The organism is Ruegeria sp. AO1 (assembly GCF_056535985.1).
The window spans coordinates 370,134-384,104 of sequence record NZ_JBQFJC010000001.1; the positions used below are offsets into that span (position 1 = coordinate 370,134).

Annotated in this window: 13 protein-coding genes; 4 read left to right on the plus strand and 9 right to left on the minus strand. The window is 61.7% G+C overall.

What is annotated here, in order from left to right:
* Positions 1-32 precede the first annotated feature (32 nt).
* The 5 genes from lpxK to ACR3FB_RS01845 form a co-directional block, all read right to left on the minus strand.
* Positions 33-1,034: a tetraacyldisaccharide 4'-kinase gene (gene lpxK / locus ACR3FB_RS01825; protein WP_480563665.1), complete on the minus strand. Its 1,002-nt coding sequence runs from the start codon at positions 1,032-1,034 to the stop codon at positions 33-35.
* Positions 1,021-2,256 (minus strand): 3-deoxy-D-manno-octulosonic acid transferase, encoded by a 1,236-nt coding sequence (locus tag ACR3FB_RS01830; RefSeq protein WP_480563667.1) that lies wholly within the window; start codon positions 2,254-2,256, stop codon positions 1,021-1,023. The genes lpxK and ACR3FB_RS01830 overlap by 14 nt, the downstream gene beginning before the upstream one ends.
* Positions 2,253-3,053, minus strand: coding sequence for an inositol monophosphatase family protein (locus tag ACR3FB_RS01835; protein WP_480563669.1), 801 nt, complete (start codon positions 3,051-3,053; stop codon positions 2,253-2,255). Before ACR3FB_RS01835 ends, ACR3FB_RS01830 begins: the two co-directional genes overlap by 4 nt.
* Complete coding sequence (locus tag ACR3FB_RS01840) at positions 3,040-4,386, minus strand: TldD/PmbA family protein (protein WP_480563670.1); 1,347 nt, start codon at positions 4,384-4,386, stop codon at positions 3,040-3,042. The genes ACR3FB_RS01835 and ACR3FB_RS01840 overlap by 14 nt, the downstream gene beginning before the upstream one ends.
* A 108-nt stretch (positions 4,387-4,494) precedes the next feature.
* The gene (locus ACR3FB_RS01845; protein WP_480563672.1) at positions 4,495-6,015 is read right to left on the minus strand and encodes a DUF2125 domain-containing protein; all 1,521 of its coding nucleotides are present in this window, start codon (positions 6,013-6,015) and stop codon (positions 4,495-4,497) included.
* Between the two features lie 139 nt (positions 6,016-6,154).
* Here ACR3FB_RS01845 and ACR3FB_RS01850 point away from each other — a divergent pair, with 139 nt between their 5' ends.
* The 3 genes from ACR3FB_RS01850 to ACR3FB_RS01860 are packed head-to-tail and all read left to right on the plus strand — an operon-like array spanning position 6,155 to position 8,237.
* Positions 6,155-6,898 (plus strand): SDR family oxidoreductase, encoded by a 744-nt coding sequence (locus ACR3FB_RS01850; protein WP_170638225.1) that lies wholly within the window; start codon positions 6,155-6,157, stop codon positions 6,896-6,898.
* Positions 6,895-7,503 carry an enoyl-CoA hydratase/isomerase family protein gene (locus ACR3FB_RS01855; protein WP_480563674.1) on the plus strand — a complete coding sequence of 203 codons (609 nt, stop codon included), beginning with the start codon at positions 6,895-6,897 and terminating at the stop codon, positions 7,501-7,503. The genes ACR3FB_RS01850 and ACR3FB_RS01855 overlap by 4 nt, the downstream gene beginning before the upstream one ends.
* Positions 7,494-8,237 carry a VOC family protein gene (locus tag ACR3FB_RS01860; RefSeq protein WP_480563676.1) on the plus strand — a complete coding sequence of 248 codons (744 nt, stop codon included), beginning with the start codon at positions 7,494-7,496 and terminating at the stop codon, positions 8,235-8,237. Before ACR3FB_RS01855 ends, ACR3FB_RS01860 begins: the two co-directional genes overlap by 10 nt.
* Positions 8,238-8,336: 99 nt before the next feature.
* Here ACR3FB_RS01860 and ACR3FB_RS01865 read toward each other — a convergent pair whose 3' ends face one another.
* The gene (locus tag ACR3FB_RS01865) at positions 8,337-8,633 is read right to left on the minus strand and encodes an HNH endonuclease (RefSeq protein WP_425083587.1); all 297 of its coding nucleotides are present in this window, start codon (positions 8,631-8,633) and stop codon (positions 8,337-8,339) included.
* Between the two features lie 46 nt (positions 8,634-8,679).
* Between ACR3FB_RS01865 and ACR3FB_RS01870 the strand changes: the two genes are divergently transcribed.
* Complete coding sequence (locus ACR3FB_RS01870; protein WP_480563678.1) at positions 8,680-9,858, plus strand: TIGR03862 family flavoprotein; 1,179 nt, start codon at positions 8,680-8,682, stop codon at positions 9,856-9,858.
* Here ACR3FB_RS01870 and holA read toward each other — a convergent pair.
* Genes holA through leuS form a run of 3 tightly spaced genes read right to left on the minus strand, consistent with a single transcriptional unit; the run spans position 9,855 to position 13,922 of the window.
* Positions 9,855-10,883 carry a DNA polymerase III subunit delta gene (gene holA / locus ACR3FB_RS01875; RefSeq protein WP_480563680.1) on the minus strand — a complete coding sequence of 343 codons (1,029 nt, stop codon included), beginning with the start codon at positions 10,881-10,883 and terminating at the stop codon, positions 9,855-9,857. The two genes, ACR3FB_RS01870 and holA, sit on opposite strands and share 4 nt — an antisense overlap.
* A complete protein-coding gene (gene lptE, locus ACR3FB_RS01880; protein WP_480563682.1) occupies positions 10,880-11,383 on the minus strand; it encodes an LPS assembly lipoprotein LptE in 504 nt (167 codons plus the stop codon). Before lptE ends, holA begins: the two co-directional genes overlap by 4 nt.
* The gene (gene leuS, locus ACR3FB_RS01885; protein ID WP_480563684.1) at positions 11,370-13,922 is read right to left on the minus strand and encodes a leucine--tRNA ligase; all 2,553 of its coding nucleotides are present in this window, start codon (positions 13,920-13,922) and stop codon (positions 11,370-11,372) included. Before leuS ends, lptE begins: the two co-directional genes overlap by 14 nt.
* Positions 13,923-13,971: the final 49 nt, after the last annotated feature.

Below are 13,971 nucleotides of genomic sequence, written 5' to 3' on the forward strand. Positions count from 1 at the left end.
TGGTCGGCCTGTCCTCGGGCCGACCATTTCCGTCACCTAGGAGATGGGGCCGCTTTCAGGATCATCTCTCTGACCTGCTCGGGGTCGTTCACTTGCAGCCGGACGGGCAAGGTGACGACCTTGTTGCGAAAGGCTTGCGGCAGGCGCACTGCGTCTTTTTCCGTCGTCACCATCTGAGCGCCAAGCAGGCGTGCTTCGTTTTCAAGCCGGGTCATTAGCGCCGGGGTCAGCGGTTGATGATCGTCGAGCGCCTCGGCACGCAAAAGATCGGCCCCTTGCTGGCGCAGGGTCTGAAAGAATTTCTCAGGGTGGCCGATCCCGGCAAAGGCCAGAACCCGCGATCCAGCCCAGTCCATGCCGGTTTGCAATGGCGCGACAACGCCCGTTGCATGAGGCACCGTTAGCTTATGTCCCCATTGCGCCGCGAAGTCTTCTTGCGCTTGCGTATCGCCCAATGACAGAACCAGATCGGCGCGTTTCAGGCCGACCTCTACGGGTTCGCGGAGAGGACCGGCGGGTAGGCACAGGCCGTTGCCGAACCCACGCTGGGCGTCCACTACGATAATCGAGAAATCTTTAGCGACCGCCGGATTTTGGAAGCCATCATCCAGAACGATCACGCTTGCGCCCCCCTCGGCCGCAGCGCGCGCACCTGCGGCACGGTCCTTGGCGACCCAGACCTCGGCGAACATGGACAGCAGAAGCGGCTCATCCCCGACCTGCGCGGCGCTGTGTTTGGTGGGGTCGACCCGAACCGGGCCTTCCAGCGAACCACCATGGCCGCGCGTGACGACATGCGGCTCGTGCCACGCGTTGCGCAACTGTTCCAGTACCCAGATCGCCGTGGGTGTCTTGCCGGTTCCGCCTGCATTCAGGTTGCCGATGCAGATAACTGGCACTCCTGGCTTCAGTCCGGGATCAGAGCGGATCCGGCGCGCCGTCGCCGCCGCGTAAAGCCGCCCCAATGGGCTGAGCAATCGCGCGCGCAGCGCCGGGCGCGCGGGGTCCGAGTTCCAGAAGTCAGGGGCGCGCATCGTGGTTACTCCGCTGGTCCAGAAGGTCCTGCAGCATGTCGACTAGCCGCTCGGCCTGAGGAGCCCCTTCGGTGATCGCCTGCCATCCCGCCAGCGCCATCCCCGCCGCGCGATCCGGGGCCAGAAGGGCGACGACCGCATCGCCAAGCTCGGTCGCGGTTTTGACCGGATGGGCGGCACCAGCCTCGGCAAGACGGGCATAAACCGTCTGATAGATATCGACATGAGGGCCATAGATAACCGCCGATCCCAGCGCGACAGCATCCAGCGGGTCCTGCCCGCCCGCGCCGCGTTCCAGCGAGCTGGCCATGAAGGACACCGGTGAAACGCGTTGCCAAAGGCCAAGATCTTCGGGCTCAGAGCTGACAATCACCTGCGTCGTGTCCTCGATAGGGCCGCCGTCATCCCAATTGGAACAGCGCAGATCCATGGTTTCAAGCCGTCGCTGTAGCGGCGCGGCCTCGGCCCGATCCGCAACGTGCAAGATCAACGCCAATCGCGGCAGAATGCGAAGCGCCTGCCGATGCGCGCTGAGGACCGAGATGAACTCTTTCGCCTGAACCCGAGCCGCCAGCCAGACCGGACGTCCGGCGAGGGCGTGGTTGGTCTCGATCAATTCGTCCTCAGGCCAGGGTGAGGGGTTCGGGCTGAACTGCAGCGGCGGCGCTTTGCGCACTTTGGAGGAGGCAACCCCCATTCGCCGGATCTGGCGGGCCGTTTCGTCGGTGGTGGTGAGTATATGTTCGAAGCAATCGAAAGTATATCTGCTGATATCCGGCAGCCACCGCGCATTGCGGGACAAAACGACATCCAACTGCGCCTCCATCAGAAGCATCGGGATTTTGCGCTCTTCCGCGCGGGTGATGATGCTGGGCATCAATCCCCCTCCGACCCACAGACCCAGATCGGGTTTCCAATGGTCCAGAAAAGCCCGCGCTGCGCCGGTTTGTTCGGCGGGTAGGTTGACCATGGGAAAGGGGATTCTTGTCCAGCGGCTCAGGTCGATCTCGGGCGGGGCGCTCAGCAGGATCGACAGGCCGGGTCGGGCCTGTTGCAGTCTAAGGCAAAAGTCACTGATCGCACGCAGGCGGTCGCGGGTTGCGATGTGAACCCACACAAGCTCTCCGTTCGGGCGGGGCTGATCCGGTCGGATGCTTTGCTGTGCACCCCCCCAGGACAGGACTCGGTAGGCCGCAAGACTCAGAGATCGCGGTTTGCTCATGGGGCGATGCCAGGGCCGTTCGGATCAAGCCGGGACGAAAGCTGGTTGTGGATATCCTGCGCCGCGGCGAGAACGCCGTTTAGCCGTGGCTGCGCGTTGTTGAACCGCAGGGGCTGGCCTGCGCGATCAGTGCAGACCCCTCCGGCCTCGCGAATGATCAGGTCGCCCGCCGCGATATCCCATTCCCAACTGGGTCGCAGGGTCAACATGCCGTCAAAACGCCCCTCACCGACCAAGGCCATGCGATACGCCAGCGACGGGCGATAGGCACGGTCAAACCCCGGCACCTCGCCACCGCGCCAATGGTGGCTGTTCATGTTGGGCTTGGCAGCAAGAATTGTGGCAGCCCCAAGCGTCGAAGCCTCCGAGGCGCGGATTGGCGCACCGTTCAGGGTGGCGCCCTGACCTTTCGCCGCCGCATAGAACAGGTCGCGAAGGGGCAGGTAGATCACAGCTGCGGTGACTTCTCCGTGCTCAGTAACGGCCAGCGAATGTGCCCAGGTGCGCGAGCCTTCGGCAAAACTGCGGGTGCCGTCAATCGGGTCGATGATGAAGGCGCGGTCCCGCGACAGGCGGTCCTCGGTATCCTCGGTCTCTTCGCTGAGCCAGCCATAGTCGGGCCGCGCCGCGGGCAGCATCTGTTCCAGCATTTCGTTCACGGCCAGATCGGCCTCGGTAACCGGCCCGGCACCGTCGGGCTTGTCCCAACGCTGCGCCTGCGCCCCCGAGAAACGGGTCGCGATCTCTCCGGCCTTGCGTGCGGCGTCAATCAGCAGTGGCAGGTCAGTTGCCGGCAAGGGTCATCCCTTCGATCAGCACCGAGGGCACAACGCGCGACAGATAAGGGCGCGCATCATTTGCCGGGATGATCCGTTTCAGCATGTCGCGCAGGTTGCCCGCGATGGTGCATTCATTGACCGGATGCGTGATTTCGCCATTCTCGACCCAAAAGCCAGAGGCCCCGCGCGAGTAGTCCCCCGTATTGGGGTTGATCGTCGATCCGATCATAGAGGTGACCAGCAGCCCTGTTCCCATATCGCGCAGCAGGTCGGCGCGGCTTTGGGTGCCTTGGGTCAAGCTGAGGTTCCAGTTGCTTGGCGAGGGCGGCCCCGAGACACCGCGCGCTGCATTGCCTGTTGAGGTCATGCCAAGCTTGCGGGCGCTGGCCAGATCCAGCGTCCATCCGGTCAGCACTCCGTTCTCGACAATTGCCCGGCGGCGCGTTGCCAGCCCTTCGGCGTCAAACGGGCGTGAGCCTGAGATACGTGGGCGGTGCGGGTCTTCGATCAGCGACAGATGCTCGGGCAATACCTGTTCGCTCAGACAATCCTGCAGCCACGACGCCCCTCGCGCGATCGCTGCGCCGTTACTGGCGGCCAGTAAGTGCCCGATCAGTGAGGATGAAATGCGCTCGTCAAACAGTACCGGAAAACTGCCCGTTGCGGGCTGGCGCGCGCCAACCTGTTCGACCGCGCGTTCCCCGGCCTTCCGCCCGATCTCCTTGGCGTCCCGCAAGTCGGCTTGGAAGGTGCGGCTGTCGCCGTCATAGTCCCGCTCCATCCCGGTGCCTTCGCCCGAGATCGCAACGCAGGATGTTGACCGGCTGCTGCGCGCATACCCGCCCGAAAACCCGTTGGTGGCCGCCAGATGCACCCGGTGCGTGCCATAGCCCGCCGCCGCGTCCGAGACTTGCGATACGCCTTGCACGGCCAGAGCAGCGGCCTCGGCCGCCAGGGCATCTTGCATCAGCGCTTCGGCAGAGGGTTCCGGGGAGGGATCAAACAGCTCAAGCGCGTTGAGATCCCAGCCGCCCGTCAATTCCGCGCTGGCCGCCAGACCGGTGAAAGGGTCCTCAGGCGCTTCGCGCGCCATGGCGACGGCCCGTTCGGCCATGGCCGTCAGCGTTTCGGGACGGCTGTCCGAGCTTGAAACAATGGCCTGTTGCTTTCCCAGAAACACCCGCAGCCCCAGATCGGTGCCTTCCGAGCGTTCCGCATGTTCCAGCGCGCCGCCACGTACCTCGACCGAAACGGATGATCCGTCGATCACAATGGCATCTGCCGCCTCGGCCCCGGCGAGGCGTGCGGCGTCAAGCAATTGCTGGCTAATTTCTTCTGGTGTGCGGGTCATGCGGCCTCCGGATGTGTTGCCAAGGACCTAGCCTTGCACCGCGCCTCTCGCAAGACCCTGACGGTATTGTGTGGGAGGGCCGATAACCTGCGGCCCTCCCGGATATCGTTACTTAATGCGCTGACCATTGGCCAGAATCTGACCGTCTTCAGTGAATTCGATTGTCGAATTCAGCGTGTCGGGTTCATCGCCCGGAACAGCCATCATGCCCATCATCATACGCGCGCCCAAAGCATCATTGTCGGACATCAGGCCCATGCCGATCAGTTTGTCGATCAGCGCGTTGGCCCCAACCAATTGCAGGTTCGCAATGCCAGTCGGAATGGGCATGCCGAATTCGTCGAGGTTCTCGTTGTCCAACGTGAAATCACCGTCCCCGGTCAAGCGCGCGCCAACCATCGAGACCAGCAATTCATTGATTTTCAGCGAATGCAGCTCGGCTGGGACTTCCGCTTCTTCTTCAAGGGCAGCGGCCTGCTCAGGATCGAAGATGTTCAACAGAACTTTCGCGGTGCCGGTGGTGTCCAGCGCAATGGTGGCCGGATCGCGCGGTAGGTTGCCCGCCGGGTCGAAAATGCTCCAAAGGACGTCAGACATGGTGAAATCGGTCAGGTTCAGGCCGAAGGCAAAGGGCGCGGCCTCCTCCGATTCCTGCACCGGGATGTCCAGGTTTAGGCCAGCCTTCGCCATTGCGATTTCGATCGGGAAGGGCAGGTCACCGGTGGTCACTGCCAGTTTCGCGTCATTCTGTTCAAGGTCATAGGCCACACGTTCACCATCTACGCTGGCCTCAAGTCGGCCACCTTGGGACGAGCTTGCCATGGTGAATTGCTCACCTTCGCTAACGCCGCTGATGTCTGTCTTGCCCGAGCCATAGGCGACCATGCCGGAAAAGGCGAAGCCTGCGTCATACAGTGCCTGCGGGTCGGCCAGATCAAACCCAGAAGGCAGGACACTGTCGCCGCTGGATGTCAGGCCGTTCAGTACCCCATCAATCAACCCCGATTCCCCGGTTTCAGGGTCTTTGAAGCTGAACTTATAGGCCATTTGGTCGGCGTCTAGGGTCTGCGTGATCTCGCGATTTTCGCCGATCAGCATGCGCGATGTGCCAGCCATATCCTTAAATTCGATACCGCCTTCCAACGCATCTTCGGGAATTGGCTCGTCTCCGCCCTCGATCGAATCCAACACAATCCCGAGGGCTGCTGCCGAGTAGTCATAGGTCATGTCGGACGGATCACCTGACACAACCATTTCCAAATCTGTCTGGCTGTAGGTCAGGTTTGCTGTGAACTTTTCATCTTCGACGCCGCCCGAAATGACCATCGGAAAGCTACCGGGGAAGCCGACGTTGACGGTGCCATCGCCGTTTTCGGTCAACGTGACCTCGGGCATGGTCATCTGGAACTGGCCGTCCTCTTCGGGGAAGTCCATGGACAGGGTCATATCGTTGATGGTCATGACATCGCCAGCACTGCTGGGTTCGCCCTCGACCGTGTAACCTACGGACCGGAAATACTCTTGCCAGTCGTTCCAGACGTCATTTGCAGTCAGGTCGGCATATGCACCTTGAGTTGCGACGGCATAGGCCAGAGCGGCGCCACAGCTGCGGCGGATGAAAACAGACATAAGGTAACCCTTCTTGATCAATTTGCGCGCATGGTCGGGCTTGTGGCAGGCATCGTCAAGGGGGCAAGGGCTGGACCCTTTCCCCGTTTCCGCGTTACGCCTGTAGCCAAAGGTCAGCCCAAGACGTGAGGAGCGTTAAATGCAGGGAAAAACAGTACTCATAACAGGGGCCAGCCGCGGAATCGGCGCCGAGGCCGCGCGCGTGTTTGCCGCAGCGGGGGCGAATGTCGCGCTGGTGGCCCGTAGTCATGATCAAATTGATACGCTTGCGGCTGCGTTGGGCGGCAATGCGATGGCACTGGCCTGCGACGTCAGCGATTTCGCGCAGGTCGAACAAGCGGTGGCCGATTGCGTCGCGCGTTTCGGCGGTTTGGACGTTCTGATCGGCAATGCCGGTGTGATCGAGCCGATCTTTCACCTGTCAAATGCCGATGTCAGCGCCTGGAGTCAGGCCATTGATATCAACCTCAAAGGTGTTTTCTACGGAATGCGTGCCGCTCTGCCAGTGATGCGGGCGGCGGGCGGCGGGACCGTTCTAACCGTTTCTTCAGGCGCAGCCTCGAACCCGGTTGAGGCCTGGAGCCACTATTGCGCCTCGAAAGCCGGGGCCAAGATGCTGACGGAATGTCTGCATCTGGAAGAGGCTCATAACGGCATCCGCGCCATGGGCCTGTCGCCAGGAACAGTGGCAACCGATATGCAGCGTGTCATCAAGGCCAGCGGCATCAACCCCGTCAGCCAGCTGGACTGGGATGTTCACATCCCGGCGGACTGGCCTGCACGGGCATTGCTCTGGATGAGTTCTTCTGACGCCGATGAATACCTGGGGGCCGAAATTTCCCTGCGCCAGGACGACATTCGCCAAAGGATCGGCCTGACGTGATCGAACTGACCAAGGAAGACGGGTTGTGGACCGTCACGATCAACAATCCGGGCAAGGCCAACGCACTGACAGGCGCGATGCTGACTGAGTTGGCCGAAATTTCTGAGGCCGCAACCGAGGCTCGCGCCCTGATCCTGACCGGCGCAGGCAAGGTCTTCAGCGCCGGTGCTGATCTGGAAGAAGCCCGCGCGGGGCTTGCGACCTCGGACGTCTGGGAGCGGTTGTCGGGTTCAATCGCGGCGCTGCCATGCTTGACCGTTGCGGCATTGAACGGAACGCTGGCGGGTGGTGCAAACGGCATGGCGTTGGCCTGCGACCTTCGAATCGCGGTGTCTTCGGCCAAGTTCTTCTATCCGGTGATGAAGCTGGGCTTTTTGCCGCAGCCCTCCGACCCCAAGCGCATGGCCGCATTGATTGGTCCGGCGCGTACCAAGTTGATTCTGATGTCGGGCCAGAAGATCTCAGCTGAGGAGGCTTATGCGTTCGGTCTGGTGGATCGCATCGTCTCGCCGGACGATCTTTTGCCGACGGCGCGCGAGCTGGTGGCCGACAGCCTGGCGGCCAAACCAGAGATCGCAGCGGGGATTGCAGAGCTATGTCGCTGAGGTTGTCCGCAGTCAGGCTGCGCGTCGCTGATCCGGCGCGTCTGGCCGGGTTTTATCGGGATGTTTTGGGTATGTCCGTGCAGGAAATCGGCGAATCCCGGCGTGTAGGATATGCCGGTGAAGATGCTGATCTGTTGCTGCTACCGGGGGGCAGGGGGTATTCCCATGATCAGGGGCATCGCTATTGGAAGATTGGGATCACTCTGCCCGATGTCGATCTGGCCGCCGAGGATCTGCGGGCCAAAGGTTATGCTGTCAGTGAGCCGCGTCAGTTCCTCGATATTGGGTATATGGCGCATCTGAGCGACCCCGAAGGCTTTGTGATTGAGCTTTTGCAGCATGATTTTGAAGGCAACCGCCCGGAAAATGCCGCCGACCCTGCGGCCCCGTTCGCCGAGGCGCGCGTGGGTCAGATCACCTTGCGCACAGGGGATATCGCCTCCGAGGATGCGTTCTGTCGTGCTCAGGGTATGAAGCTTCTGTCGATGCAGGATGTGGCGGCCTATGGGTTTGACCTGCATTTCTATGCCTTCGCGCAAGAGGCTCCGCCCGATCCTGACCTTTGGGCGGTCGAGAATCGCGAGTGGCTCTGGAAGCGGCCCTACACGACGCTCGAGTTCCAGCATGTGCAAGGTGCCCAATTCGCGCCTGTTCCCGACTATCAGGGGATCGAGGTCGAAGGGCTGCCCACCGCACTTTCGGATGCGTTTGGCGATCCGGTTCTGCCCAGCTAACGCGTTTTGCGTTTTTTTGACGCAAAGCTATCGAAATGCGCGTTCGACCGCAGGGAGAGGCAGCGTATTTCGATTCAAATCAAACGCAGAGCGATCTGATCAGCGCCCGCGCCGTTTGCCCGGAACTTTCGACCGGAAACCGGGTGGACGTTTGCGCACCCAGTTCAGGAAATTCTCAAGCCTTGGATGGGCGCGCAGGGCCTCGACCGTGTTGAAGCTGCGTGCCAGCTCGGCCTCGGACAGAGTGGCGTGGACCTCTTTGTGACAGATCTGGTGCAGCAGAACGGTTGGTCCGCCCTTGCCTCCTTTGAGTTTTGGGATCAGATGATGCAGGCTACCGCCGCCATCGGGAATGGGGCGGTCGCAAAGCGGGCAGATCGGATCACTGTTCGTCATAGTTGGGAATGATGCGCCTGCGGGCGGCGAAGGCAAGAGGGCGAGGATGGCGCAGGCAGTGGTGATCGGGGCAGGACCGGCCGGGTTGATGGCGGCCGAGCAGCTTGCCCTTGTCGGTCACTCGGTTCTTGTGGCCGAGGCCAAACCCTCGGTTGCGCGCAAGTTCCTGATGGCCGGAAAGTCGGGTCTGAACCTGACCAAGGATGAACCCCTTGAGACCCTGATCCAATCTTATGATGAAGTCGCAGACTGGCTGCGCCCGATGCTGGCCGAGTTTGACGCGCAGGCCGTGCAGGACTGGGCGCGCGCCTTGGGGCAAGAGCTTTTCACCGGTTCCACGGGCCGCGTTTTCCCGACCGTTATGAAAGCCTCACCCTTGCTGCGTGCATGGCTGGCGCGTCTGGCTGATCGCGGTGTCGAGATCCGAACCCGCTGGCGATGGAACGGGTGGGAGGGGGAGGCACTGGTTTTTGATACCCCGGTTGGTCCGCAACGGCTGCAGCCCGACGCAACCGTGCTTGCCATGGGCGGGGCCAGCTGGGCGCGGTTGGGCTCGGATGGAGCCTGGGCGCCATGGCTGGCAGATAAAGCTGTGCGGCTTGCGCCCTTTGCACCGGCAAATGCTGGGTTATTGGTCGACTGGTCGGATCACATGACCGCGCATTTTGGGGCGCCGATCAAAGGTGTCGCGCTACAAGCCGGAACCCAGCGCACACGCGGCGAGGCGGTGATCTCGGCCCGCGGCTTGGAAGGCGGGGGCGTTTACTCTATCTGCAAGCCCGTACGAGAGGGTGCGCCCCTGACGATCGATTTGATGCCTGACCTGCCTGTCTCAGAAGTGGCGGCACGCCTGGCAAAACCGCGCGGCAAGATGAGCCAGTCCAATCACCTGCGCAAAGCCCTGAAACTTGGACCGGTGCGAACTGCATTGCTGATGGAGTTCGCCCGCCCCCTTCCAGACGCACCCGACGACGTGGCCGCGTTGATCAAAGCCCTGCCGGTACGCCACGCAGGATTGCGCCCGATGGATGAGGCGATCTCGACCGCCGGGGGCATCACGCGCGCTGCCTTGACCGACGGACTGATGCTGACCGCGATGCCCGGTGTGTTCTGCGCCGGTGAGATGTTGGATTGGGAGGCACCCACTGGCGGCTACCTTCTCACGGCCTGTCTGGCGACCGGGCGCTGGGCTGGACGGGCTGCTGGGGACTGGCTGAACCGCTAACGCGACCGAGCCAGCATCGCCAGCCGGATCATCGCACGTTCGACCAAGGCCATCGCGGGGGCCGTTTGCCCGGCCGAGCGCAGCGACAGGTCGGTATCTGTCAGTACTGTCAGCGCCGTCTGCAGCTTTGGCGCACCCCACCCTTGAGCCTGCCGCAAAATACGGTCGCGTCTTTTGCCATAGACCGGCGGGCGCAGTTTGCCGATCCCTTGCGCTGCCCCTCCGGGGGCGGAGGCGCAGGCGTAAAGCGTGCGAAAATGCCGGGTCGCGCCGATACACAGCGTCACCCCATTGGTGCCCTGCGCCTGCAGGCGACGGATCAGCGGCCCGATCTCTCCGGCGCGACCTTCGGCGACCACGTTCAATACATCATCCAGCGCCGCCTCGGTCGAGCGGGGCGCGCAGGCTTCGATGTCTTCAAGGCTGAGTTCGCTCTCGTCGCCGCGTTTATACAGCGACAGCTTCTCGACCGTTTGGGTGAAATCTCCGGGGCTGAGGCTGACCGCCAACTCTCCCAGCGCCGACATCGCGTCGTGCGGGATGTTCTGCAATCCGGCTTGGGTCAGAATCCGTTCGACCTCGGCCCGAGAGGGCGGATCGTCGTAGATGCCCACCGCATAAGCTGCCGGATGCGATTCGAAGGCCTTGCGGATTTTCGAGCTGGCTTTCAGCTGGCCCGCTGTCACAATGATCTGAGCATCTCCGGGGGTCCAATCCTCAAGCGCGGCAAGGATCGAGGGGGCGGCGGTATCGGTTGCCTCTTCCACGAACACTGCGCGGGGACCGGGGAAAAATCCAACCGCCTTGACCGCATCCAGCAAGAGCGCCGGGTCGCCGCGCAGATCGCTGCCGGGCATCCGGGTCAGACGCATCTCTTCTTCGGCATTTGCCCCAAGCAAGGCGATCAGCACCTGTTGGCGCTTCAAAGCCACGCGCATGGTGTCGGCGCCGTAGATCAGAAGCCCGGTTTTGTCCGCGTCCGGTCTGGCAAAATACCCGTCAGCCTCGCGCGGGCTCAACTTCATGAGGTCAGGCCCGGCGTCGCATAGAGGCGATTTACGATCTGGTCGGACAGAATCACCATCAGGCGCTCTCGGGCGTCGCGCTCATCCGCCAGGGTCGAAACGGTGGACCCTGCCGCCGAATAGCCCACGAAATCCGTAACTTCGCCCGAGGCCAAAATCTGACCCGTTTCATTCGATTTCAGCGTGTATTCGGCGCGCCCGTCGATGGACAAGCGGTTGATTTCGTTGGTGGTCGTGATCGCGGCGGCTTGAATGGCGGTCTCGACCCGGACATCCAGACGATAGGTATTGCCCGAGGTCGCGCTGCGCCCCAGCTTTTGTTCGAGGTTCTGAACCAGCAGGTAACTCTCGACCGTGTTCGGGGCCGATACCTCTACTTTGCCAAACAGTTCTGAGCCCGCCCCGCCGGGCGCATAGATCGGTTCAAACCCGCAGGCGGCCCCAAGAAAACAGGCAGCCAGCGGGGCAAACAAAAAACTTCTGCGGTTAAACGACGACATTCACGATCCGGCCCGGGACAACAATCACCTTCTTCGGCGCGGCTCCCTCCAACGCCTTTTGCACAGCTTCGGTGCTGAGCGCGATTTTTTCAACCTCATCCTTGGGCATATCCTTGGGCACGCTGATTTCCGCGCGGCGTTTGCCGTTGATCTGGATCGGCAAGGTGATGGTGTCATCGACCAGCATCGCCTCATCCGCGACAGGCCACGCAGCTGTTGCCACAAGACCCTCACCACCCAGCAGCTGCCAGAGTTCCTCGGACAGGTGCGGGGTCATCGGCGACATCAGCTGCGCCAAAATCTTAGCGGCTTCGCGCTTGGCCTCGGTCCCTGCTTTCGACTTCGCCAGGGTGTTGGTAAAGGCATAAAGCTTGGCAATCGAGGCGTTGAAGCCAAAGGATTCGACTCCCCCCGAAACATCATGGATCGCTTTGTGCATCTCGCGCAGCAGGGTTTCGTCTTCACCGTTGGCAGGTATGTCCGACTCGGCGATCTCGGAGGCGATGCGATGGACACGGCTCAGGTGCTTGAACGCGGCCTCAGCGCCAGAGGCTGTCCATTCCACGTCCCGCTCAGGCGGCGAATCGGACAGGACGAACCAACGGGCGGTATCTGCGCCGAAGGCCGAGATGATGCTGACCGGGTCCACAACGTTTTTCTTGGATTTAGACATTTTGGCCGACGGGATGATCTCGACCTCGGTGCCATCCGCCAATTTGCCGTCAGTTACATCCTCCGGCAGGTGATAGATCGGGCGGCCATTGGCGTCGCGCGTCTGGTAGATCTCATGCGTTACCATGCCCTGAGTGAACAGTGCATTGAACGGCTCGATGGCCTTTTTCGGTAGATGGCCGGTGATCTGCATCGCCCGTGCGAAGAAGCGCGAATAGAGCAGGTGCAGAATGGCATGCTCAATGCCGCCAATATACTGGTCGACATTCATCCAGTACTCGGCTTCTGCCAGATCGGTCGGGGTTTCCGCGCGCGGAGCGGTGAAACGGGCGTAGTACCAGGACGAATCGACGAACGTGTCCATCGTATCAGTTTCACGCTTGGCCGGAGCGCCACAGGACGGGCAGGGCGTATCCCGCCAGCTAGGGTGACGGTCGAGCGGATTGCCCGGGATCGAGAAGTCGATGGCTTTGCCGTTGCCGTCATCATAGGGCAGCTCAATCGGCAGGTTCTCTTTCTTCTCGGGGACCGTGCCGCATTTTTCGCAGTGAACCACGGGAATCGGGCAGCCCCAGTAGCGCTGGCGGCTCAGACCCCAGTCGCGCAGGCGGAATTTGGTGACACCTTCGCCCCAACCGGCCTTTTCGGCAAAATCGACGGTGGCGTTGATGGCCTCTTCGCCGGTTGCCTCGGTCAGACCCGCAAAATGGTTGACCCAGCGGACTTTCTCGGTTTTTGGCGGAACGAATGCGAGCTTGTCGACCGGAGACTCATCGTCCAGCGCAAAGAACGTATCGACCACGGGCAGGCCGTATTTGCGACAGAAATCCAGATCGCGCTGGTCGTGGGCCGGGCAGGCGAAGATCGCGCCGGTGCCGTAGTCCATCAGGATGAAGTTTGCGATCCAGACCGGCAGTTCCCAATTCGGATCGAGCGGGTGCTTAACCTTGATGCCAGTATCATAGCCCAACTTCTCGGCGGTCTCGATCGCTTCTTCGGTGGTGCCACCTTTGCGGCATTCAGCAACGAATTCAGCGACTTCTGGGTTTTCAGCCTCAAGCTGTTTGGCAATCGGGTGATCTGGCGAGATGCCGACAAATGACGCGCCCAGCAGGGTGTCGGGGCGAGTCGTGTATACGGTGATCGGCTCACCTCCATCGGTGCGTTCAAAGCCAAATTGCAGGCCACGCGACTTGCCGATCCAGTTCTCCTGCATCAGGCGGACTTTGGCGGGCCAGTTTTCAAGCGTGTCCAGGGCGTCCAGCAGCTCCTCGGAGTAGTCCGAGATCTTGAAGAACCATTGCGTCAGCTCGCGCCGTTCCACCAGCGCGCCCGAACGCCAGCCGCGCCCGTTTTCAACCTGCTCATTGGCCAGAACGGTCATATCGACCGGGTCCCAGTTCACGACGGCGTTCTTGCGGTAGACCAGACCGGCCTCTAGCATATCGAGGAACAGCGCCTGCTGCTGGCCATAATATTCCGGGTCACAGGTGGCGAATTCGCGGGACCAGTCGATCGACAGGCCCAGAGGTTTCATCTGCCCGCGCATGTCGGCGATGTTGCCATAGGTCCAGTCTTTTGGATGGCCGCCAATCGCCATCGCGGCGTTTTCTGCCGGCATCCCGAACGCGTCCCATCCCATTGGATGAAGTACGTTATGGCCGGTCGCCAGCTTGTGCCGTGCGATCACGTCGCCCATCGTATAGTTGCGCACATGCCCCATATGGATTCGGCCAGATGGGTAGGGAAACATCTCAAGCACGTAGTATTTCGGCTTGTCCGCCTTGTGGTCGGCGGTGAAGATTCCGGCCTTGTCCCAGGCCTCTTGCCATTTTGCTTCGATTTCACTGGCCGAGTAGCGCGACATCATGCGGTCCTTCGTAACTGAAAACGCCGGGTAGGAACCCGGCGTGGTC